This is a genomic window from Dinoroseobacter sp. S76 (assembly GCF_049801095.1).
Taxonomy (GTDB): domain Bacteria; phylum Pseudomonadota; class Alphaproteobacteria; order Rhodobacterales; family Rhodobacteraceae; genus Dinoroseobacter.
On sequence record NZ_JBNAGH010000019.1, the window covers coordinates 13884 to 34258 of the forward strand.

At 65.9% G+C, this 20375-nt stretch carries 22 protein-coding genes; 16 read left to right on the forward strand and 6 right to left on the reverse strand.

Annotation, left to right across the window (positions count from 1 at the left end; translation table 11 throughout):
* Positions 1-81: 81 nt before the first annotated feature.
* From ACP153_RS22370 to ACP153_RS22390, 5 genes are read left to right on the forward strand one after another with little or no spacing between them, the layout of a single operon-like run.
* A complete protein-coding gene (locus tag ACP153_RS22370; RefSeq protein ID WP_424973233.1) occupies positions 82-576 on the forward strand; it encodes a TRAP transporter small permease in 495 nt (164 codons plus the stop codon).
* Positions 576-1892: a TRAP transporter large permease gene (locus tag ACP153_RS22375; RefSeq protein ID WP_424973234.1), complete on the forward strand. Its 1317-nt coding sequence runs from the start codon at positions 576-578 to the stop codon at positions 1890-1892. The genes ACP153_RS22370 and ACP153_RS22375 overlap by 1 nt, the downstream gene beginning before the upstream one ends.
* Positions 1893-1932: 40 nt before the next feature.
* A complete protein-coding gene (locus ACP153_RS22380; RefSeq protein WP_424973235.1) occupies positions 1933-2676 on the forward strand; it encodes an SDR family NAD(P)-dependent oxidoreductase in 744 nt (247 codons plus the stop codon).
* A 9-nt stretch (positions 2677-2685) separates the two neighbouring features.
* Positions 2686-2997 (forward strand): cupin domain-containing protein, encoded by a 312-nt coding sequence (locus ACP153_RS22385; protein ID WP_424973236.1) that lies wholly within the window; start codon positions 2686-2688, stop codon positions 2995-2997.
* Positions 2984-3898 carry a sugar kinase gene (locus ACP153_RS22390; protein WP_424973237.1) on the forward strand — a complete coding sequence of 305 codons (915 nt, stop codon included), beginning with the start codon at positions 2984-2986 and terminating at the stop codon, positions 3896-3898. Before ACP153_RS22385 ends, ACP153_RS22390 begins: the two co-directional genes overlap by 14 nt.
* 31 nt (positions 3899-3929) lie before the next feature.
* Here ACP153_RS22390 and ACP153_RS22395 read toward each other — a convergent pair whose 3' ends face one another.
* Positions 3930-4334: an RrF2 family transcriptional regulator gene (locus ACP153_RS22395; protein ID WP_424973238.1), complete on the reverse strand. Its 405-nt coding sequence runs from the start codon at positions 4332-4334 to the stop codon at positions 3930-3932.
* A gap of 344 nt (positions 4335-4678) precedes the next feature.
* Between ACP153_RS22395 and ACP153_RS22400 the strand changes: the two genes are divergently transcribed.
* The 7 genes from ACP153_RS22400 to ACP153_RS22430 all read left to right on the forward strand — a co-directional run bounded on the left by ACP153_RS22400 (position 4679) and on the right by ACP153_RS22430 (position 10761).
* Positions 4679-6202, forward strand: a complete 1524-nt coding sequence (locus ACP153_RS22400) for an ABC transporter substrate-binding protein (protein WP_424973239.1) — start codon at positions 4679-4681, stop codon at positions 6200-6202.
* Entirely contained in the window at positions 6199-6882 is a 684-nt protein-coding gene (locus ACP153_RS22405; RefSeq protein ID WP_424973240.1) for an ATP-binding cassette domain-containing protein, read from the forward strand. Before ACP153_RS22400 ends, ACP153_RS22405 begins: the two co-directional genes overlap by 4 nt.
* Positions 6876-7601: an ABC transporter ATP-binding protein gene (locus ACP153_RS22410; RefSeq protein WP_424973241.1), complete on the forward strand. Its 726-nt coding sequence runs from the start codon at positions 6876-6878 to the stop codon at positions 7599-7601. The genes ACP153_RS22405 and ACP153_RS22410 overlap by 7 nt, the downstream gene beginning before the upstream one ends.
* Complete coding sequence (locus ACP153_RS22415) at positions 7598-8536, forward strand: ABC transporter permease (RefSeq protein WP_424973242.1); 939 nt, start codon at positions 7598-7600, stop codon at positions 8534-8536. The genes ACP153_RS22410 and ACP153_RS22415 overlap by 4 nt, the downstream gene beginning before the upstream one ends.
* Positions 8529-9323 carry an ABC transporter permease gene (locus tag ACP153_RS22420; protein ID WP_424973243.1) on the forward strand — a complete coding sequence of 265 codons (795 nt, stop codon included), beginning with the start codon at positions 8529-8531 and terminating at the stop codon, positions 9321-9323. Before ACP153_RS22415 ends, ACP153_RS22420 begins: the two co-directional genes overlap by 8 nt.
* Positions 9320-10204 (forward strand): DMT family transporter, encoded by an 885-nt coding sequence (locus ACP153_RS22425; protein ID WP_424973244.1) that lies wholly within the window; start codon positions 9320-9322, stop codon positions 10202-10204. The genes ACP153_RS22420 and ACP153_RS22425 overlap by 4 nt, the downstream gene beginning before the upstream one ends.
* A gap of 86 nt (positions 10205-10290) precedes the next feature.
* A complete protein-coding gene (locus tag ACP153_RS22430) occupies positions 10291-10761 on the forward strand; it encodes a DUF1203 domain-containing protein (RefSeq protein WP_424973245.1) in 471 nt (156 codons plus the stop codon).
* A gap of 27 nt (positions 10762-10788) precedes the next feature.
* Here ACP153_RS22430 and ACP153_RS22435 read toward each other — a convergent pair whose 3' ends face one another.
* From ACP153_RS22435 to ACP153_RS22450, 4 genes are read right to left on the reverse strand one after another with little or no spacing between them, the layout of a single operon-like run.
* The gene (locus ACP153_RS22435) at positions 10789-11442 is read right to left on the reverse strand and encodes a DUF3726 domain-containing protein (RefSeq protein ID WP_424973246.1); all 654 of its coding nucleotides are present in this window, start codon (positions 11440-11442) and stop codon (positions 10789-10791) included.
* Positions 11439-13076, reverse strand: coding sequence for a hypothetical protein (locus ACP153_RS22440; RefSeq protein WP_424973252.1), 1638 nt, complete (start codon positions 13074-13076; stop codon positions 11439-11441). The genes ACP153_RS22435 and ACP153_RS22440 overlap by 4 nt, the downstream gene beginning before the upstream one ends.
* A gap of 41 nt (positions 13077-13117) precedes the next feature.
* Positions 13118-14092 carry a membrane dipeptidase gene (locus ACP153_RS22445; RefSeq protein ID WP_424973247.1) on the reverse strand — a complete coding sequence of 325 codons (975 nt, stop codon included), beginning with the start codon at positions 14090-14092 and terminating at the stop codon, positions 13118-13120.
* Positions 14092-15543, reverse strand: coding sequence for an aldehyde dehydrogenase family protein (locus tag ACP153_RS22450; protein WP_424973248.1), 1452 nt, complete (start codon positions 15541-15543; stop codon positions 14092-14094). The genes ACP153_RS22445 and ACP153_RS22450 overlap by 1 nt, the downstream gene beginning before the upstream one ends.
* A 96-nt stretch (positions 15544-15639) precedes the next feature.
* On the opposite strand from ACP153_RS22450, the gene ACP153_RS22455 reads away from it, so the two are divergent.
* Positions 15640-16515, forward strand: coding sequence for a LysR family transcriptional regulator (locus tag ACP153_RS22455; protein WP_424973249.1), 876 nt, complete (start codon positions 15640-15642; stop codon positions 16513-16515).
* Here the strand turns inward: ACP153_RS22455 and ACP153_RS22460 are convergent.
* Complete coding sequence (locus ACP153_RS22460) at positions 16512-17792, reverse strand: flavin monoamine oxidase family protein (protein ID WP_424973250.1); 1281 nt, start codon at positions 17790-17792, stop codon at positions 16512-16514. The two genes, ACP153_RS22455 and ACP153_RS22460, sit on opposite strands and share 4 nt — an antisense overlap.
* Positions 17793-18394: 602 nt before the next feature.
* Between ACP153_RS22460 and ACP153_RS22465 the strand changes: the two genes are divergently transcribed.
* The 3 genes from ACP153_RS22465 to ACP153_RS22475 are packed head-to-tail and all read left to right on the forward strand — an operon-like array spanning position 18395 to position 20372.
* Positions 18395-18688, forward strand: coding sequence for a hypothetical protein (locus ACP153_RS22465; protein ID WP_424973251.1), 294 nt, complete (start codon positions 18395-18397; stop codon positions 18686-18688).
* Positions 18685-19443 (forward strand): electron transfer flavoprotein subunit beta/FixA family protein, encoded by a 759-nt coding sequence (locus tag ACP153_RS22470; RefSeq protein ID WP_424972060.1) that lies wholly within the window; start codon positions 18685-18687, stop codon positions 19441-19443. Before ACP153_RS22465 ends, ACP153_RS22470 begins: the two co-directional genes overlap by 4 nt.
* Positions 19443-20372, forward strand: a complete 930-nt coding sequence (locus ACP153_RS22475) for an electron transfer flavoprotein subunit alpha/FixB family protein (RefSeq protein ID WP_424972053.1) — start codon at positions 19443-19445, stop codon at positions 20370-20372. Before ACP153_RS22470 ends, ACP153_RS22475 begins: the two co-directional genes overlap by 1 nt.
* Positions 20373-20375 lie beyond the last annotated feature (3 nt).

A 20375-nucleotide genomic window follows, 5' to 3' on the forward strand; every position in this document is an offset into this window, starting at 1 on the left:
CGCTGGTGGACGGCGCCTGCTGATGGGTGCCGTCCCTGGCTCTTGTGGTCCCGCCCGAGGGCGCTGGCGGAAGGACAGATCATGATTGGACGATTTCTGGACCGGTTCTGCACCGGTTTGCGCATCCTGCTTGGCGTGTTGATGGGCGCCCTGGCCATCCCGGTCGCGATGCAGGTGATCTCCCGCTATACCGGGCTGATCCCGACCTTTCTCTGGACCGAGGAACTGGCGACCTTCATCTTTATCTGGATCGTGATGATCGGATCCATGGTGGCGGTCTGGGACGGGACCCATTTCGATGTGCGCCTGGTGCCAGATGCCCAGGGGCCGCTTTTACGTCTGATCCAGAACGGGGTCGTCTATATCGCCATTCTGGTCTTCGGACTGCTCTTTGCGATCTATGGCATCGAATATGCGGAGTTTGGCAGCAAGCAGCGCTCGGTCATGATGCGGGCCAATCTGGTGGTCACCCATATCTCTCTGTCGATTGCGGGCACGATCTGGACGATCTTTGCAGGCTGGCGCCTCATCGAGGCTGTCGCGGAGTATCGCCGAGCCCGGACGGAGCAGGTCTGATGATCCTCGATACCGCCACTGCGGGGCTGATGCTGGTCGGGGTTTTCGCGGTCCTGATCCTGATCCGGATCCCCGTTGCCTTTGCCCTCGGTCTGGCCTGCGTGCCGGTCGTCGTGCTGGAGCTGCGCCTGACGCCCTTCATCGTGCTGGATCGGATGTTCCAGTCCTATAACTCCTTCATTCTGCTCGCGGTGCCGTTCTTCCTGCTTGCGGCGAACCTGATGAATTCCGGCAAGGTCACGGATCGGTTGATCGAGCTGGCGCGGGTGCTGACCGGCTGGATGCCCGGCGGGCTGGGCCATGTGAATGTCGCGGTTTCGATGCTCTTTGCCGGGATCTCCGGCTCTTCCACGGCGGACGCGGCGGGGATCGGCAAGATCCTGATCCCGGCGATGCAGCGCGAGGGCTATGACACCCGCTTTGCGGTCGCGATCACCGCCTGTTCCTCGGTCATGGGGGTGATCATTCCACCCTCGATCCTGATGATCGTCTGGGGCGGGGTGATGCAGGTCTCGGTTGGGGCACTCTTTCTCGGCGGTGCACTCCCGGGCCTGACGATCGGCTTTGCGCTGATGGCCACGGTTTACGGCTTTGCCAAGGTCCGAAACTACCCGGTCACGGCCACCCCGAACTGGGCGGAGTTCCTCGCGGCCTGGAAGGGCGCGGCGCTCGCCCTTCTGACGCCGATTTTCGTCATTGGCGGGATTGTGGGCGGCATCGTCACCCCGACCGAGAGCGCGATCATCGCCGCTGGCTACGCGCTGATCCTCGGCATGTTTGTCTATCGCACGGTCAAGCCGCGGGATCTGGGGCATATCCTCTATGACACGGCCCGGTTCGCGGCGATTTCGCTCTTTGCGATCGGGACGGCGACGGCCTTCGGTTGGCTGCTGTCTTTCTACAACGCGCCCCGCCTGATCGTCAGCATTCTCACCGCGTGGGAATTCGGACCCTTCGGTACGGCCCTGGTGATTGCGGGGCTCTTCCTGATCTTCGGGCTCTTCATCGATGCCATCCCGACCATCATCATCCTCGGCACGGTTCTGATGCCCGTGGCTCAGGCCGGTGGGGTGGATCCGATCGCCTTTGCCATTATCGGGATCGTGTCGCTCGCCTTTGGCCTTGTGACGCCGCCCTATGGGCTCTGCCTGTTGATCTCGGCGGCGATCGGAGGGCTCAACGTGGTGCAGGTGCTGCGCGAGGTGGCGATCATTCTCGCGCCCATGCTGATCATCCTGATCCTGCTCGCGGCCTTTCCCGACCTGATCCTGTGGCTGCCCCGTCTGTTGATGCCGGGCACCTTCACTTCACCCTAAACTACCGGCCGACTGGCCCGTCCTCGAGAGGAGAGACAGTATGAAACTTCAAGGAAAAACCGCGATTGTGACCGGCGGCGGGCGTGACATCGGGGCCGCTGTGGCGCGGGTGATGGCCGCCGAGGGCGCGCGGGTGGCAATCAGCTATTTCGAGAGCTCTAAGGGCGCCGATGCGGTCGTGGCCGGGATCGAAGCGGCAGGCGGGCAGGCCATCGCGGTGCAGGCGGATCTCAACACCCAAGCAGGGGTCGACAGCCTTGTCGCCGCCACGGTGGAGGCCTTTGGCGGTGTGGATATTCTGGTCAACAATGCAGGCGGGCTGATCGCGCGCAAGACCATCGCCGAGATGCCGCTGGAGCATTGGAACGCGGTGATGACCCTGAATCTCACCAGCACCTTCATGATGACCAAGGCGTGCCTGCCGCATATGACCTCCGGCGCGATCGTGAACCTTGCGTCGCAGGCCGGGCGTGACGGGGGCGGGCCCGGGGCCGTCGCTTATGCCACCTCGAAAGGGGCGGTGATGACCATGACCCGCGGGCTTGCCAAGGAGCTCGGCCCCGAGATCCGGGTCAACGCGCTTTGCCCCGGAATGATCGACACGGACTTCCACAACATCCATACGCCCGATGCCGGTCGGCGCGGGTTCGAGGCCAACGCGCCACTCAAGCGTCAGGGCCATGTGGAGGATGCCGCCAATCTCGCGCTGTTTCTGGCCTGCGAGGACAGCGCCTTCCTGACAGGCACGAATATCGACATCAATGGCGGCATGCTCTTCTCCTAAGGGACCGAGATGACTGAGTTTCCGACGGTAGACGCAGGCCCGGACGTCACGCGGCAGGTGCTGTCCCATCAGCCCGAGCTGATGGCCGTTGCCTTTCGCTTTGGGGCGACCGGCGCGATTGGGCGCCTGCATGCCCATGACCATGTCCAGGCCACCTATGTGGAAAGCGGGCGCTTCCGCGTCACCCTCGGCCCGGAGGAGCGCGAGGTGGGACCGGGCGACAGCTTTGCCGTCCCTTCGGGCCAGACCCATGGATGTGTCTGCCTTGTGCCCGGCACCCTGATCGACAGCTTCTCACCCCGGCGCGATGACTTCCTCTAGACCGGCTCGGATCGTCGCCATTGGCGAGTGCATGGCCGAGCTCACCCCGGCGGGGGCGCCCGACACCTATCGTCAGGGTTTTGCCGGCGACACGTTCAACACGGCCTGGTATCTGGCGCGCTGCGGCGCGGGGCTGGAGGTCGCCTTCTTCACCGCGATTGGCGATGATGACATGTCCGCCGCCTTGCGCCGGTTCATCGGGCAGAGCGGTGTGGAGGATCGGCTGATCCGTGTGGTGCGCGGGGGCACTTTGGGCCTTTATCTCGTGTCCCTTCAGAACGGGGAGCGGAGCTTCACCTATTGGCGCGGGCAATCTGCGGCCCGGCAATTGGCCGACGACCCCGACGCGTTGCGCGCCGCCCTCGCCGGGGCGGGCATTGCCTATTTCAGCGGGATCACACTTGCCATCCTGCCGCCTGAAGGGCGCGCGGGTTTGCTCGCCGAGCTGGCTACGGCCCGAGCCGCGGGGACGCGCATCGCCTTTGATCCCAATCTCAGACCGCGGCTCTGGACCGATGCGGAGGAGATGACGCGCGCTATTATGGCGGCGGCTGAGCTGTCCGATATCGCGCTGCCGTCCTATGAGGACGAGGCGCGCTGGTTCGGGGATGCAACACCCGAGGCGACTTGCGCGCGCTACGCAGACGCCGGGGCAAGGCAGGTGGTGGTGAAGAACGGCGCGGGCGATCTTCTATGGCAGGACGGCACGCGCCAGGGGCGCTTCGCGGTCGCGCCCATCGCGCAGACCGTGGATACCACCGCCGCCGGTGACAGTCTGAACGCAGGCGTTCTGGCCGAATTGGCGGAGGGCGGCTCGCTCGAACGCGGGGTGGTTCGTGGATGCGCTCTGGCCCGGGAGGTGGTGCAGCATCGCGGTGCGCTGGTGAAGGCGGCGGTCTAGGCCTGCGCCCCGGGCCCGAGGGACCAGTCCGTCAGGTGCCGCGTACGTCCGAGATCCGGGTCTCCGCGAGCCGCGCAACAAGGCTCTCCTCGATCTCGTTGAGGACCCCTGTGACGGTCTTTTGCAGTGCATGCTCCACCGAACAGGCGGGCGTCTCGCCACCCGTATCGCTGGCCACGAGACGTTCGTCCAGGGCGAGATACACATCCGCAAGGGTGATGCTGTCGGGCTCGCGTGCCAACCGCCAGCCCCCCGCATGACCCTTTTCGGAGATCAGCAAACCCGCCTCGCGAAGCCTCCCGAGCACCCGGCGGACCACCACGGGGTTCGTCCCCGCGTGGGCCGCGATTTCGGCCGAAGTGCGCAGACGATCCGGATCCCCGGCCATATGGCTCAGGGTGTGGAGAGCGAGGGACAGGCGGCTGTTGCGCTTCAAAAGAGGCTCCGTTTTCGGCCTGGATTGCCATCACGTAACAAAAAGTGTTGCGAGTATCCAGTAACTCCGCTAGTTGCGAGGACGGTCTACCCCAACCCTCGGCAATTTCGGATGTCAGCGCAACTCGGTCGCAGCTTTGGTCAAACACGCCTTGCGCGCGCTGCCGCTGCGACCCGGCGACCCATTGCATCGCGCCTAGCGTCGCGGCCTGTCTGGACCTGTCCCAGCACGCAGGCGCCGCGCGCCGCCAGGTCGCTTCTCATCCAGTGTCAGCTCATCTCTCGAACCCGGTCCGGGCGACGTGCTCCCGCGTCGCTTCAGGCTCTTTCCAGAAGGAATTCCCCATGTTCTTTTCCCGACAATTCGCTACCGCAGCGCTTCTGACGCTGAGCGCAGCTTTGCCTGCCGTCGCGCAAGAAGGCAGCCTGACCATCGCGATTGGCTTTGGCCCCACGGCCGAGGTGCCCGATCCGCGCGCGGGCTATAATGGCTGGATGTCGAACCAGACCGGGGTGACGGAAACCCTCATGGGGATCGACTACGACCTGACCCTCTATCCCCGTCTGGCCGAAAGCATCGCCCAGGACACGCCGACCACCTGGCGCGTGACCCTGCGCGAGGGCGTACAGTTCCATGATGGCACCCCGCTGACCGCCGATGCGGTCGTGGCCTCCATCGCTGCGGTCTCCGATGAGAGCCATCCGGGCCATAATGCGCGTGTCTCGAAGCTCCTCGATCTGGCGTCGCTCTCGGCCGAGGGGGATCGCGTGGTGATCTTCGAGACCAACAGCCGGAATGCGGCCTTCCCATGGTCTCTGTCCGAGCCGGGGCTCGCCATTGTTGGCGCGCCGTCCGACGGGTTCCCGATCAACGCCACGGGTCCGTATGTCTTCAAGGAGGCCGTTCCGGAGCAGCTCTACCGCGCAGAGGCCAATCTTGATTACCGCCTTGGCACTCCGGGTCTTGAGGAGGTGCGCGTGGTCGTGGCCGGGGATCCGGCCTCCTCGGCGCTGGCCTTTGAGGCGGGCGAGGTCGATATGGTGATCAACTATCCCGAAACCGATTTCGAGCGGATCCAGAGTACCGGGGCGCTTGGCTTTTCTGCGCCGACCGCGCGTCTCTATTTCTATACGCTGAACGCGGCCAGCGGCCCCATGGCAAACCCGCTGATCCGCAAGGCTGTCTCCAAGGCGATCGACCGCGAGGGGATCGTGACGGCGGCGCTGTCCGGCGTGGGCGGCGTGCCGGCGGGCACGGTTTTTCCGACCGGTCTAGGCTGGGCCGCGGATATCGCGCCGAGCTATGATCCTGCGGGCGCCGAGGCGCTGCTGGCGGAGGCCGGGGCCGTCAAGCAAGGCGGGCGCTGGATGCTCGATGGTGCGCCGCTGGAGATCGATATCGTCACCTATGCCTCGCGCGCGGCTTTGCCACCTACGGCAGAGCTGACCCAGGCCTTTCTGTCGGCCATCGGGGTTTCGAGCACGATCCGCGTCGGCGAATGGGGCGCGGGCAATGACGCGATCGCCGCGGGCGAGGCGGATATGTTCCTGCAGGCCTGGGTGACCACGCCGCAGGGCGATCCGGGCGCGGTGCTCGAGACACTGCTGAAATCCGATGGCGGTTCCAATTCCGGCAAGTACAGCAATGCGGCGCTGGACAGCCTGCTGGAGAAAGGGCGCCTGACCTTTGAACAGGCCGCGCGCGAGGCGATCTATGATGAGGTGCAGGAGATCATCGCCGCCGAGGCCGCGCTGATCCCGGTCTTCCATGTCAGCCAGGTCAATGTCGCCAAGCCCGGCCTGACCGGCTATGCGGTGCATCCGACCGAGACCTACTGGATTACACACGAGACGAAGTTCGCCGAATGACACTTGCCGTTTCCGGCCTGCATGCCATGCGTGCGGGCCGGACCATCCTGCATCCCACCGCGTTGGAGATCGCGCCCCGAGCGCGGATCGGACTCGTCGGGGCCTCGGGCTCGGGCAAGTCGACGCTGGGCCATGCCCTGATCGATGCGCTGCGGGGGCAGGGGGTACGGGTCGCCCATGTCCCGCAAAGCCCGGACGAAGCGCTCGACCCCCTGCGCAGCATGGGGTTCCACTGGCGCGAGGCCGAGCGTGCCCTGGGGCTGGCGCCGGGCACGGCAGATCGCGCGGCGCTTTTCGAGGCGCTCAATATCGGCAGCGGCGATTTGCGCAAGCGCCCCTGGGGCTGGAGCCGGGGCATGCAGCAACGGTTTGTCATTGCCATGGCCCTGATCGGCGAGCCGGATCTGATCGTGCTGGACGAGCCTACATCCGCGCTCGATCCTGTGGTGGCCGCGGCGAGCATGGATCTGCTGGATCGCTCTCTCGACGGGCGGCAGACAGCGATGATGCTGATCACCCATGATCTGGGATTGGCCGCACGGCGGGTTGCGGAGCTGATGGTGATGCAGGACGGCCGCATCGTGGAGCGGGCGCCGACCTCCCGGATCCTCGAGCAGCCGCAAACCGCCGCGGCCCGCGCGCTGGCCATCCACCGCAACTGGATGGCGCTGCCATGTTGAGGGTCGATCATGTGACGGTGCGGCGGGGCAAACAGGTTGCTCTGAGCGATATCTCGATCGTGCTTGCGCCGGGTCACACCCTTGCGGTGGTCGGCGAGAGCGGGGCGGGCAAGTCCACGCTGATCGCGGCGATCCTCGGGCTCTTGCCCCCCTCGCGCGGCGCGATCTCCTGGGCGGGGTCGCCGGTGCGCGCTTGCCGCCCGGCACTGGTCATGCAGGAGCCGCGCGCGGCCTTCAATCCGGTGCTGCCCCTGCGCCGATCCGTGCTAGAGCCCTTGCGGGCCCGCAAACAACCGATGCCAGAGGCCCGGCTCCAGCGGCTCTGCGCGGGGCTGGAACTGCCGGAGGATCTGCTCGACCGGCGCCCGGGCGAGGTTTCCATCGGGCAGGCGCAGCGGGTGGGTATCCTGCGCGCGCTGATCGCGGCCCCGCCACTCGTGCTCTTTGACGAGCCGCTTTCGGCGCTGGATGCGGTGACCCAGAAACACACGGCAAGGCTGATCTCTGACCTGCAGCGCGAGGAAGGCTTCGCCGCGCTGATTGTCACCCATGATCTGGGCTATGCCGTGGCCCATGCTGACGAGATCGCGGTTCTGAAATCCGGCCGCATCGAAGACACGGCCGCGCCGCAACGCTTCCTCGCCGCCCCCAGAACCGCCTATTGCCAGCGCCTGCGGGACGCGGCCATTGCCTTGGGCGCGTTGGAGGCCGCGGCATGATCAAGACCCTTGTGGCGCTGGTCCTGCGGGCCATCGTGGTGCTGAGCGGGGCCGCGATCGCAACCTTCGTCCTGCTCTGGCACGCGCCCGGGGATCCGGCCCAGGCCATTGCCATGGCGCGCTATGATGCGCTGTTGACCGAGGAAGTGATCGAGCTTGTGCGCGAGGAGGCCGGGTTGAATGCGGGGTTCTGGCCTGCGTTCTGGGCCTGGCTCGGGCCGCTCCTGACGCTGGATTTCGGGTATTCCTCGGTGACGGGGCGGCCGGTCTGGCCCGATCTGCGCGCGGCGATGTCCTATACGGTCCCGCTGGCCTTCGCGGCGCTCGCCATGGGGTTGGCTCTGGCAGTGCCGCTCGCCATTCTGGCCGCCCGCCATCAGGGGAGCCTGCTCGATCGCTGTGCGGTGGGGCTGGCCTCTCTCGGGGCGGCGATCCCGGCCTTCTGGCTGGGGTTGCTGCTGATCCTGTTCTTTGCGGTGTATCTGGGATGGCTGCCGGCCATGGGTGCGCGCACGCCGGCCCATGCGATCCTGCCGGCTGCGACCCTCGCCCTTGGCGTGGCCGCCGCGCTGACACGGATCATCCGCTCCGGCATTCTGGAGGCGCGGGGACAGCCTTTTCTGCCCGCTCTGCGCCGTCGCGGCGTCTCAGAGCCCGCGCTTGGCCGGGACCATGTGGCGCCCCATGCGGCGATCCCGGTGGTGACCGTGCTGGGGCTCGAGCTCGCCTTTCTGCTTGAAGGACTCGTGATGGTCGAGGTCATCTTCGGGCGCCCGGGGCTTGGCACTTTTCTGGTCTCCGCCATCGGCGCACGGGACTTCCCCCATGTCCAGGCGGTGGTGATCCTCGCGGCGCTGATCTTCGTGACCATGAACCTGCTGATCGACCTGATCTACACCTGGATCGACCCGCGGATCGGAGAGCGGGATGCGTAGCGTCTGCGCCCTTGCCGTCCTCTTTGCGCTGGTCGCCGGGCTCGGACCCTTTCTGGCGCCCCATGACCCGGTCGCGATCAACATTCCCGGGCGGCTCGCGCCGCCAAGCGGGGATCACCTGCTGGGCACCGATGCCTTTGGGCGCGATATCCTTTCGCGGCTTCTCCATGGCGCGCGCTGGTCCCTCGGGCTGGCCTTCGTGATCTCGGTCATCGGGCTCTGCATCGGCACGCTGATCGGGCTCATCGCAGCCCTTGGCGGCAAGGTCGCCGACTGGGCCGTGATGCGCAGTACCGACACCTTCCTCGCCTTTCCCGAGCTCGTGGCGGCAATCGTGATCGCGGGCCTGATGGGCGCTGGAACCTGGAGCCTGATCTTCGCGCTCAGCGTGACCGGCTGGATGCGCTATGCCCGGGTGGCATGGGGCATCGGCCTGTCGCTCGCGACCCGGGGCTATGTGGTGCAGGCCCGCCTTGCGGGGCTCTCGCCCTGGGCGATTGCGCGCTGGCACTACCTGCCATCCTTGCTGCCATCGCTGACCGTGGTCTGGACGGGGATGTTCGCGCGCGCGATCCTCGGGATCTCCGCCCTCGGGTTTCTCGGCTTCGGCGTGCAGCCTCCCGCGCCGGAATGGGGCTCGATGCTGCTGGACGCGCGGATCCACATGCGCTCCACCCCGTTGCAGATGATCTGGCCCGGGCTTGCGGTGGTGGTCTGCGTTCTCGCGATCAATCTTGCAGGCGACGCCCTGCGCGACGCGCTTGCGGAACGGGAAAAAGCCCTGTGAGCACGCGGGACCTGCCGGTGTTGGGGATCTGGTTGCGCCTTTTGTCCGGCGTGCTGGGGGCGGGCATGTTCGTCAGCGTCAAGGCCGTCAGCGAGACTGTGCCCCTGGGCGAAATCGTCTTCTTCCGGTCCTTCTTCGCGCTCATCCCTCTCGTGATCTTCCTATGGCTGCGCCACGAATTTCCCAGCGGTCTGGCCACGAAACGCCCGCGCGATCACCTGATCCGCTCCGGCTTTGGGGCGCTGGCCATGTTCACGGCCTTCGCGGCGATCGCCCGGCTGAATGTGGCGGAAGCGGTTCTGATCGCGCAACTGACCCCGGTGCTTCTGGCCCTGGGGGCGGTGGTCTTTCTGTCCGAGCGTCTGACCGTCTGGCGCATCGCTGGGCTCACGCTGGGGTTTGCCGGGGTGGTGGTGCTGGTCTGGCCGGAGCTGAATGTCGAGACCGGGGATCCGGTCCGACTGATGGGCTACGGCATCGGGCTGATCTCGGCGGTGCTCTCGGCGCTGGCACTTCTGATGGTGCGCAGCCTGACCCGGACCGAAAGCCCCGGGGCGATTGCCCTCTATTTCGTGCTCGCCTCCATGATCGGCGCGCTTGCGACCCTGCCTTGGGGCTGGGTGCTGCCCAAGGGGGAGACCTTGCTCTGGCTGGTGAGCGCGGGGCTGTTTGGCGGCTTTGCCCATATCGCGATGACCCTCGCGTTTCGCTTTGCGGAGGCGTCGCGCCTCGCCCCGTTCGAATATGTGGCGTTGCTCTGGCCGCTTCTGGCGGATCTGTTTCTGTTCAAACTGCCGCTGTCTTCGGCCTTTGTCGTGGCGGCCCCGTTGATCCTCGGGGGCGCGGTGGTTGCGGCAGCCGAGCGGACGCGCCGGGGCTGACGTGGAACCCGCAGGATCCGGGTCGTGGGGCAGGGCGCCCGTGGTCTAGCCTGCGGGCATCCTCACCCAGACCGGAGCCACCACCCATGCCGTTTCAGATCAAACCGCTGCCCGCCGCCGCGTTTGCCCCGCTCTTTGAGCTCTCGGATGCAGAGCTGGTCGCGCGCAAGGCCTGCCGTCAGGTTGTCACCGAGAAACCGGGCACCCCGTGTCGGGTCAGCCTGCAAGATGCCGAGATCGGCGAGACGGTGATCCTGCTCAACCATATGCACCAACCTCATGGGGGAGCCTATCAGGCCAGCCACGCGATCTTTGTCCGTGAAAACGCGCAGGAAGCCGCGCCCACCGTGGATACGGTGCCGGATGTGATCCGCTCCCGGCTGATCTCGGCGCGGTTCTTCGACGAGGCGCACAACATGGTGCATGCGGATGTGGTGCCGGGCGAGGCGGTGGCGGCGGCGATCACCGAGGCCTTCGCCCGGGACGAGATCGCCTATGGGCATCTCCACAATGCCAAGCCGGGCTGTTTTGCTGCCTCGGTGCACCGGGTGCCCTAGGGAGGCGCGACTGGCGCGATCGGGGGCTCAGTCGCTGTTGGAGGTATCGGCTCCGGCGCCCTTGCGGCGGCTTTCCTCCGTGGCCGGGGCATAGGTGCGGTGGGCGAAGCGGTTCAGCGTGTCCCAGGCCTCGGGCGCTGGGGTCGCGCGGGAGGAGCGGGGCAGGCGGGCCGCTCCCAGCGCGCCGCCCGGAGCAACGGTGACCCAAGGCGTGTTCGGGGGTGGGAGCGTTGCGAGCGACAGGTCGCTGCCATCGGTGACCGCACTGCCTTCGGTCCAGGTCAGCGTGACACAGCGGTCGCGCTGTGCTGCCATGCTTGCGACAAAAGGCAGGAGGAGGAGCGGCACCGCAACCTCCACCAGCCGCAACTCCGCCGCGTCGACGAGCCCCACATGGTCCGAGAGCCCCGCATGATCCGAAAGCGTCGTGCCCGTCATCAAGGGGCAGAGTTCCCCCGCTGGCGCTGTCCAGACCGCACCGGCGGGGTTCGGCGCGATCTCAGCAAGCGATGCGCCATCAAACCGGCTCAAAGCCTCCGCCAGCGCCGCGCACCCGTCCAGACCTCGCGCGCAGAGCCAGCGGGTCGCCTTGCCCGCATCCTCCGCGATGCCCCAGGGATAGCCGGCGCCACGCGTGGCCTTCCGGGCTGCCGCCTCCACCTCATTGAGCGACAGGGTCACCCGCCCACCTGGGGATAGACCCAGTGATCCGCGGTCTCGGGCGTCAGGTCCTCCGGGTAGGGCGCGCCCGCATACATGCAGATCCGTACCCAGCGATCCGAGCGCGGGTCAAAATGCGTCGCCCCGAAGAAAGAGAGCTTCGCGCGCAGCATGTCGATGGGCAGCAACCGGTCGCTGATCGTGTTGTCGCGGAACTCGCCATAGGGGGCGACGCGGCTCATCTGCGCCCGGCGGATGGTGTGGCGATGCTCGGGATGCTGCAGCAGAAATGCAGCCACCGGGCTGTCCGCCGCCCAGCCCGCAAGATCACGCGCGGCAAGGGCAGCATCCCGCGCCGGGGCCAAGGGCTGCTCGTACGCGGCAATGGGCTCTTCAAAGCGTTCACCCATGCGGGGCTCAAGCTTTTCTTCGGAGACATACCAGGCCCGGGCACAGTTTTCCGGGGCGTCCCAGTCAAGATCCCCGGCCCAGCCAAAGGACCGCTCGAGCAGGGTCCGGACACCGGCGATGGGCATGGCCCCGTCGATCCGAAAGGCCGCGTCATTGCTGTCGGCCATGCAATGGGCCAGACCGTCGACCAGATCCGGATAGGGCTCGAGGATGAGGGAGGCGAGCAGCTCCTGTCCCTCTTCGCTGAGCGCGGTCTCCGCCCAAAGGCAAAGGCGATCCCAGGGATAGGGCGCGGCGAGTGGGGCCTTCGCGAGGCGGGCCGAGAGGGTCTTGAGATCGCGGTGGAGCGCGTCGAGTTTTCGCATCTGCTCTGGATGCTGTGATGTCCAGCGGTTGGCCGATTGAACGCTGCGCTCCAAAAGGTCGCGAAACAAAGCGATCTCCGCGGCCTTTGCCACCGGCACGCCGCGGACCCGGGCAATCGCCTCCTCCCGCGCGATGATCCAGTTGTTGAAGAGGATCGGATGGTTGATCAGGAACGGCGCCATGCCAAGACCCGTCGAATTGCCGATCCCGAGACGTCGGGCGAGGGCCGGGTCGAGGCTCGCGGCCCCCGCACCCCCCTTGGCGCGGGCCATGTGTTCCACAAGGTCCCGAACGAAGGTGCGGATGAGGTAAACCGAGAGCATCTCGGTCTGGAAGGGCACGGTGAATTCTTCGCGCTCGGCGATGGTGTCCCGATCTGCCGCACCGAACTTGCCCGAGCCGTAGACCGCCGTGGTCCGCATCAGGTAGCCCACCGCATCGATCTGCGCCGGGTCCGGTTGCTGCCCGGCGGCCAAAGCCTCAACCACATGGGCCCAGAGGCGCACCGAGCGATTGGCGCGGGAGAGGGAGAGCTCGCTTTCGGCAATGCGTCCTGCCTCCTGCCGCGGAACCTCGGCCTCAAGCCGCGCGATATCCGCCGCCGTGGGCACGCCATCAAAGAGAGTGAAGGTCGCATCCCAGGCCTCGGCAATGACCCGGTCGGATCTTTGATCATCGGGGAGGTCATGGGCAAAGGCGATCAGGGAATAGGCGCGCTCGGGCCCTTGGGCGGTATAGACCGCGTGGCCGACCCCTTGGGCGTCCACCTCGAAGACCGGGCGGGAGAAGCGCCACGCGTCCCCGGCCATGCGGCGCGTGAGCACCCGCATGAAGCTGAGCCGCGACTGGTGCAGAGACCCCAGCCGCTTGAGCCGCATAACCGTCTCAGGGGGACGGCGGGTGACTTCTCGGTGGGCGATCACGGGGCGGCTCCAAAGCTCTCGGCAAAGAAGCGATACCAGTTTTCGCCCATGATCCCGGCGACCTCAGCTTCGCTCATGCCGACGGCCCGCAGTCCGCGTTCAATCGTGCCGAAATCCCGGTTGTCCCGGAACCAGGATGGCATCTCGGGAAAGCCGGGCGCGTCCGCAGAGCCTTCGCCATAGTCGATCTCCTTCGTCCAACGCCCCGTGCGCATCCACTCCACCACACTGTCGGGCTGATCCTGACACAGATCGGAGCCAATCCCAAAATGCGTTGTGCCGTAGCGGTCCGCCATGCGCGCGACCATCTCGCAGAAGCTTTGTAGACTGCAGTCGGATTTGTCCTTCAGATGATGCGGATAGAGCGAGAAGCCCATCATGCCACCGCCTTCCACGACCGCGCGGATCACATCGTCGCGCTTGTTGCGCCGGGCTGGCGCCCAGTCATGGGGGTTGGCATGGGTGATCGCGATGGGCCGATCGGAGATCTCGGCCGCCTCGATCGTGGAGCGGTCTGCCGAATGGCTCATATCGACCACGAGGCCAACCCGGTTCATCTCGCGGATGACCTGGCGACCCATGCGCGTGATGCCGGGATCCTCGGCCTCATAGCAGCCCGTGGCGAGCAGGGATTGGTTGTTATAGGTCAGCTGCATGAAGCGCGCGCCGAGAGCATGGAGGATCTCTACCAGACCGATATCGTCCTCCATGGGGCTCGGGTTCTGAAACCCGAAAAAGATCGCCGTGCGATCCGTGGCGCGCGCGCGGTCGATATCGGCGACGGTCTGGCCCTTGAGGATCAGATCCGGGAAGCGCTCGAACCAGCGGTTCCACCGCTCCATGTTTTGCACGGTTTCACGAAAGCTCTCGTGATAGGCGATGGTGACATGCACGGCATCCACCTGACCCTCGCGCATCTGGCGAAAGACCTTCTCGGACCAGTTGGCGTATTGCAGGCAATCGATGCGCATCAGGCGGGCTCCCCGGCACAGATATAGGCGGTTTTCACGGTGGTGTAGAATTCGGCGGCGGCCTTGCCCTGTTCGCGGGGGCCGTAGGAGCTCTCGCCGCGCCCGCCAAAGGGCACGTGGTAATCCGTTCCGGCGGTGGGCAGGTTGACTGTGACCACGCCGGTGCGGGCATTGCGGCGGAAATGGGTGGCGCGGGCGAGGCTGCGGGTCACGATGCCTGACGTGAGGCCAAAGCGGGTGTCATTGACGGTGCTGAGGGCCTCGTCATAGCTGCCGACCTTGATGACGGAGGTGAGGGGGGCGAACATCTCTTCGCGGTTGATGCGCATGCTGTTGGTGGTGTTCAGGAACACGCCGGGGGTCATGAAATAGCCCTCGGTCGCGCGCTCCACCCGGGTGCCGCCACAAGCGAGCTCCGCCCCTTCGCTCTGGCCGAGGGCCACATAGTCGAGGTTCTCGCGCAACTGTGCGTCGCTGACCACCGGTCCGATCTGTGTGCCGTCTTCGAGCGCGTGCCCCACCCGCATGGCCTTGGCGCCTTCTACCAGTTTCTCGACAAAGGCGTCATGGATAGCCGCATGAACGATCAGACGAGAGGAGGCGGTGCATTTCTGCCCCGTGCCCCCGAAGGCGCCACCCAGGGCGACCGAAACCGCGAGATCGAGATCCGCGTCCTCCATGACCGCCAGAGCGTTCTTTGAACCCATCTCAAGCTGGATCTTGGTGAAATTCTGGACCGCGGCAGCGGCAATGCCCCGACCCACGGGCACGGAGCCCGTGAAGGAGACCGCGTTGATGTCCGGGCTTTCCACGAGACGTTGCCCGATGCTGCGCCCGGATCCCATCACGAGGGAGAAGAGGCCCTCGGGTATATCCTGCCGCGCGATAATCTCGGTCAGGGCCACGGCGGAGGCCGGGGTCAGGTTGGCTGGTTTCCACAGAACCGCATTGCCATAGCAGAGCGCGGGCGCGATTTTCCAGGCCGCCGTTGCCATGGGAAAGTTCCAAGGCGAAATGACAGCCACAACGCCCACAGGCTCCCGGCGGATATCAATCTCGATCCCGTCACGGACGGAGTCTGCGGTCTCCCCCAGTTGCCGCAGGCACTCGGCGGCGGAATAGGTAAAGAACTGCCCGGCGCGAAACACCTCGCCCTTGCCCTCGGCCTGGGGCTTGCCTTCTTCGCGGCTGAGCAGGGTGCCAAGCTCCTCAGCACGCGCCATGAGCTCAGTCCCGATGGCGTTGAGCACCGCTTGCTTGCGCTCCAACCCATAGCTGGCCCAGATGCGCTGCGCCTCTGCGGCCGTTGCGATCGCCTCATCGAGCTGATCCGCGTTGGCCTGGGCAAAGACGCCAACAAGATCGCTCAGATCGGACGGGTTCCAGTTCTCGATCACGCTCTCGCCCGCCACCCACTGGCCCGCGATGTAGTTCAGCTTGGTTTCGGTCACGCCTGTCCCTCTCTGCTCGTTGCGCGGAGTGTGGACGGGAGCTGCGATGTCAGTCAAACTCGAAGAGATGAAGCTAATTTCAGAAAACCTGAAGTCATGATCAAGATCGAGATGCTCCGGTGCTTCGCAGTTGTGGCGCGCACGGGCAACCTGTCCGACGCCGCAGCGCAGCTCGGTCGCACGCAATCTGCGGTGTCCATGACCTTGAAGCAACTCGAAGAGACCTTGGGTCAAAAGCTCTTCGAGGGGGAGCGTAAGAACGCCCTGACACCCGTTGGGGCGCAGGTTCTGGCCCTCGCGCAGCAGCAGGTGCATAGCTTTGATACCGCCATCCGGGATATCGCGGCGACAGCACGATCGCCTCGGGGGTTGCTGCGCATCGTCACCATTCCCTCGGCGACCGGCACCCTCGTGCCGCGCGCGGTTGAGACACTCGTAGCGCGGCATCCCGGGCTCAAGATCGATCTTCGGGATGCGGAGACCGAGGTGGTGCTGGATACGCTCCAACGCGGCGAAGCAGATATCGGGATCGCCTCGGGGGAGCCGGTTTTGCGCGGGGTCGAGAGCGCGCTGTTGTTCCGGGACGCCTTCGGTCTGACCTGCGCGCGGGATCATCCCCTGGCGCGGCGCGGTGGGACCTTGCGCGTCGCCGATGTCGAGGCGGCAGCGTTTGTCAGCAACAATCTATGCCGGACGCTCGACCATCCCGGCTTGCAAGATACCCTCGTACGCGCGCCGCTTCACGCCCACAACACGCTCTCCCTGATCGGGCTGCTGCGTCAGGGGCGGCATGTCACGGTGCTGCCGCGCTCGGTCGTGGCCCATCTGCCGGGGGCGCTGGCGTTTCTTCCCTTGGAAGATCTGCCGCTGGAGCGCAGCGTTTCGGTTTTGGTCGCCGCGCGCGCCAGCCAGAAAGCGCTCGCCGCGGACTGCGCGACCCTGTTTCAGGAGATCAGCGCCGCGCAGAGTTAGTCCGGGGCAAGGATCTTTGCGACAAGGTTCGCCGCCGCGCGCCCGCTGTCATGGGCGCCGTTGACCAGGGCAGGGTAGTCGCGGCTCACGGCCTCGCCCGCAAAGAACACGCGATCCCCCAGCGCTTTGCGCAGCACCTTACGCGCGCCGAATTGCCCGGGCTTGAGGCAGGAATAGGCCCCGAGCGTGAGCGGGTCATTGGCCCAGTCGGTGCGCAGACCTTTGATGAAATGCCGCCGCACGTCCGAGCCGAGCTGCGCGACCAGAGCGTCGAGCGCGTAGGCTACGGCCACCTCAGGCGCCTCGCGCGACAGCTCCCACCCGAGCTGCCCCCCGATATTGCCAAAGAGGTAGTCATGGCCGCAGGGCCAGGCGACGAAAAAACACGCCGTGTTCGGGATCTCATCCGGAACCCGGGAGGTCACCCAGTTGTTCTCTCCAAGCCCCAGCCGCGCGCCGTCAAAGAGCATCGGCACCTTGAGGAGGAGCCCCATGGGCAGCGCGTCGAGCGCCTCCTGCTTGGCTGGTGGCAACTCAGGCGTGAAGCGGATGCCACCCGCCCGCAGCACACCGGTGGACACGGTGAGGATGCAAGCCTTGGCGCGGAGCGTGCCTGCGCTGGTCTCCACCCGCACGCCCTGACCGCTCCAATCGATATGGGTGACTTGGGTGTTGAGCTTGATCGGCATCCCCTCGGCAGAGGCGGCCACCACATTGCCGAGACCCTCGCGCACCATCAGGCTCGGCCGATCATCAGCCATGTTCCAATCGTCGAGCACTGAGATCTGGTCAAACTCCACCCCGTATTCCAAGGGCCCCAACCAGGCCTTGATCGCGCCCGACCAGGGCAGATTGGACGGCGCCACGCTGGCCGCAGACACGTCCTTGCCTTGGCGTCCGGCCCAATTCATCGCCATCTGCAGGATCGTCTGCGAAATCCCATAGGTCGCGAAATCCAGAACCGAAGCCCGTGCGCCGTCGCGAAAGAGGTCCATCCCCGCACGGGTGTGGTTGACGAGTGTATAGCCCCGGTCGCGCGCGAAGCTCGCGAACCAGTTCCGGTTTGCCGCGTTCAGCCAGGAGCAGCCCATATCCACGGGCGCGCCAAAGCTATCGCTCTGGGTCCAGGCGCGGCCTCCGACGCGGCTGGCCGCCTCAAGAACGATCGCGCATATCCCCTTGTGGCGCAGGCGGCGGGCAGCGGCGATCCCGGCGGCTCCGGCACCAATAATGACGACATCCGGATTGGTCGGGAGCGGAGTGGGCGTGCGCGTCATGGCCATTACCTGACTGGGGCAGGGGGCCAAAGCGCGAGCGCGGCAATGACCTTGCAGATGGAACGGGGCACGTGCCGGTGTCTTAGCCTGTGCCCGGGGAAAATGACCATATCTGTCGGACGGCAATCTCCGATTGTCTGGTGGATGCGCGGAGGACTGCCGCGTCCCAGCTTTGGTCGTTCGGTTGCAAGTTTCGGGTCGTCGCAATCCGCTACCGAGAGCTGACTGCGCGCAGCAGCCCGGTCTGCGAGACGTCGGCATCGCAACCCTCTGCTACTGCGGCGTAGTGCTGGGCTGGCACATGTCGCGATCCTTTCGCAGCGAGACTCAGTCCCTGCTTGGATCTGATGTTGGACGCCTCAGAGGATGGAAGTCCTCGGCCTTCATCCGTGCTGCGCTCGCGATCCTGGACTGAACACGCTGGGAAATGAGGCGCCAAGGATGTCCTTTGCCTGTGCTCGCCGCTGCTGCGATGAAAAAAAATCCGCCCTCAAGGGCTCAGATGAAAAAAGTATCTGTATTTTCATTTTCGGATGTGCCAGATCCGCGGGAGAGGGTGTCGTCGACCGCGCGTTGACCCCGCCCATCAAGGAGCCACGAGGATGACCATCGCCAGATCCGACGCCCCCTTCGGGATGCCGCTTGCGGCGCGGCTGGTTCTGTCCGTTGCTCACCTCTCGCAACCCGTATCCAAGAGCGGTCCGCATTCCTACCGCACCCCGAACCGCGCCGCGACAGGCTTGTCCGGTCGGGTGCTCGGGACCGAGCTTTCGGACACGCAGCTCTTTCTGCGGGCGCCCACGCCTGCCACCCATGACCGAGGATCGGACCCCCGAGCGCCTCGACAGCGAAGCATGACCCAAGTCGAAATGCATGAAGGAGACATGGTCTTATGAAGGTATTGGTGCCTGTGAAGCGCGTTATTGATTATAACGTGAAGGTCCGTGTTAAGGCGGATGGGAGTGGTGTTGATCTTGCGAATGTGAAGATGTCGATGAACCCGTTTGACGAGATTGCCGTGGAAGAGGCGATCCGTTTGAAGGAGGCGGGGACGGCCACGGAAGTTGTGGCGGTGTCGATCGGCGTCAAGCAATCCCAGGAGACCCTGCGCACGGCGCTGGCCATGGGCGCGGATCGGGCGATCCTGATCAATGCGGCCGAGGACGTGCACACGGATATCGAGCCTCTGGCCGTGGCCAAGCTGCTGGCGGCGGTGGTCAAGGACGAAGAGCCGGGGCTCGTGCTCTGCGGCAAGCAGGCGATCGACAATGACATGAACGCCACGGGCCAGATGCTCAGCGCGCTTCTGGGCTGGTCCCAGGCGACCTTTGCCTCGGAGCTGGCTGTCGAGGGCGACAGTGCCAGCGTGACCCGCGAGGTCGATGGCGGTCTGCAGACGATCAAGGTCTCCCTGCCGGCGATTGTCAGCGTGGATCTGCGCCTCAACGAGCCGCGCTACGCCTCGCTGCCCAACATCATGAAGGCCAAGAAGAAGCCTCTGGATGAGAAGACGCCGGCGGATTACGGCGTCGATGTGACCCCGCGCCTGAGCGTGGTCAAGACCTCCGAGCCGGCCGAGCGCGCCGCCGGGATCAAGGTCGGCTCTGTCGAGGAGCTGGTGTCGAAACTCAAGGAAGCAGGAGCTGTCTGATGGCTGTTTTGTGTCTGGCAGAAGTAACCGATGGGGCGCTGGCGATGGATGCCACCGCCAAGGCTGTGACCGCGAGCGCGGCTCTGGGGGAGGTGACCCTGCTCTGCGTGGGGGCCTCCGCCAAGGAGGCTGCGGCCGAGGCGGCGACGATCTCGGGCGTGGCCAAGGTGCTGGTGGCCGAAGATGCGCTTTACGGGCATCGCCTGGCCGAGCCGGTGGCGGCGCTGATCGCGTCCCTGGCGGGGGGCTATTCCCATGTGGTGGCGCCCGCGACGACCGATGCCAAGAACATCATGCCCCGGGTGGCGGCGCTCCTGGATGTGATGGTGCTGTCGGATGTGGTGGCCGTGGTGGATGCGGACACGTTCGACCGTCCGATCTATGCGGGCAACGCGATCCAGACCGTGAAATCCGCCGATGCGACCAAGGTGATCACCTTCCGGACCTCGACCTTTGACGCGGCCGAGACCGGGGGCAGCGCACCGGTTGAAGAGATCGCCGCGGGCGATAATCCGGGCCTGAGCGCTTGGGTCGAGGACAAGGTCGCCGAGAGCGACCGGCCCGAGCTGACCTCCGCGGGCGTGGTGGTCTCCGGCGGGCGCGGCGTGGGCTCCGAAGAGGACTTCGCCATGATCGAGAAGCTCGCCGATACCCTGGGTGCCGCCGTGGGCGCCTCCCGGGCCGCGGTGGATTCGGGCTATGCGCCGAATGACTGGCAGGTCGGGCAGACCGGCAAGGTCGTGGCCCCGGATCTCTACGTGGCCGTGGGGATCTCGGGGGCGATCCAGCACCTGGCCGGGATGAAGGACAGCAAGGTGATCGTGGCGATCAACAAGGACGAAGAAGCGCCGATCTTCCAGGTCGCCGATTACGGCCTGGTCGCCGACCTCTTCGCCGCCGTGCCCGAACTCACCGAAAAACTCGGCTGAACA

Bases quoted from the DNA above. Each gene is read 5' to 3' on its own strand.
- ACP153_RS22370 (WP_424973233.1), top strand. From the start codon at position 82: ATGATTGGACGATTTCTGGACCGGTTCTGCACCGGTTTGCGCATCCTG.
- ACP153_RS22375 (WP_424973234.1), top strand. From the start codon at position 576: ATGATCCTCGATACCGCCACTGCGGGGCTGATGCTGGTCGGGGTTTTC.
- ACP153_RS22380 (WP_424973235.1), top strand. From the start codon at position 1,933: ATGAAACTTCAAGGAAAAACCGCGATTGTGACCGGCGGCGGGCGTGAC.
- ACP153_RS22385 (WP_424973236.1), top strand. From the start codon at position 2,686: ATGACTGAGTTTCCGACGGTAGACGCAGGCCCGGACGTCACGCGGCAG.
- ACP153_RS22390 (WP_424973237.1), top strand. From the start codon at position 2,984: ATGACTTCCTCTAGACCGGCTCGGATCGTCGCCATTGGCGAGTGCATG.
- ACP153_RS22400 (WP_424973239.1), top strand. From the start codon at position 4,679: ATGTTCTTTTCCCGACAATTCGCTACCGCAGCGCTTCTGACGCTGAGC.
- ACP153_RS22405 (WP_424973240.1), top strand. From the start codon at position 6,199: ATGACACTTGCCGTTTCCGGCCTGCATGCCATGCGTGCGGGCCGGACC.
- ACP153_RS22410 (WP_424973241.1), top strand. From the start codon at position 6,876: ATGTTGAGGGTCGATCATGTGACGGTGCGGCGGGGCAAACAGGTTGCT.
- ACP153_RS22415 (WP_424973242.1), top strand. From the start codon at position 7,598: ATGATCAAGACCCTTGTGGCGCTGGTCCTGCGGGCCATCGTGGTGCTG.
- ACP153_RS22420 (WP_424973243.1), top strand. From the start codon at position 8,529: ATGCGTAGCGTCTGCGCCCTTGCCGTCCTCTTTGCGCTGGTCGCCGGG.
- ACP153_RS22430 (WP_424973245.1), top strand. From the start codon at position 10,291: ATGCCGTTTCAGATCAAACCGCTGCCCGCCGCCGCGTTTGCCCCGCTC.
- ACP153_RS22440 (WP_424973252.1), bottom strand. From the start codon at position 13,076: ATGCGGCTCAAGCGGCTGGGGTCTCTGCACCAGTCGCGGCTCAGCTTC.
- ACP153_RS22445 (WP_424973247.1), bottom strand. From the start codon at position 14,092: ATGCGCATCGATTGCCTGCAATACGCCAACTGGTCCGAGAAGGTCTTT.
- ACP153_RS22455 (WP_424973249.1), top strand. From the start codon at position 15,640: ATGATCAAGATCGAGATGCTCCGGTGCTTCGCAGTTGTGGCGCGCACG.
- ACP153_RS22460 (WP_424973250.1), bottom strand. From the start codon at position 17,792: ATGACGCGCACGCCCACTCCGCTCCCGACCAATCCGGATGTCGTCATT.
- ACP153_RS22465 (WP_424973251.1), top strand. From the start codon at position 18,395: ATGACCATCGCCAGATCCGACGCCCCCTTCGGGATGCCGCTTGCGGCG.
- ACP153_RS22470 (WP_424972060.1), top strand. From the start codon at position 18,685: ATGAAGGTATTGGTGCCTGTGAAGCGCGTTATTGATTATAACGTGAAG.
- ACP153_RS22475 (WP_424972053.1), top strand. From the start codon at position 19,443: ATGGCTGTTTTGTGTCTGGCAGAAGTAACCGATGGGGCGCTGGCGATG.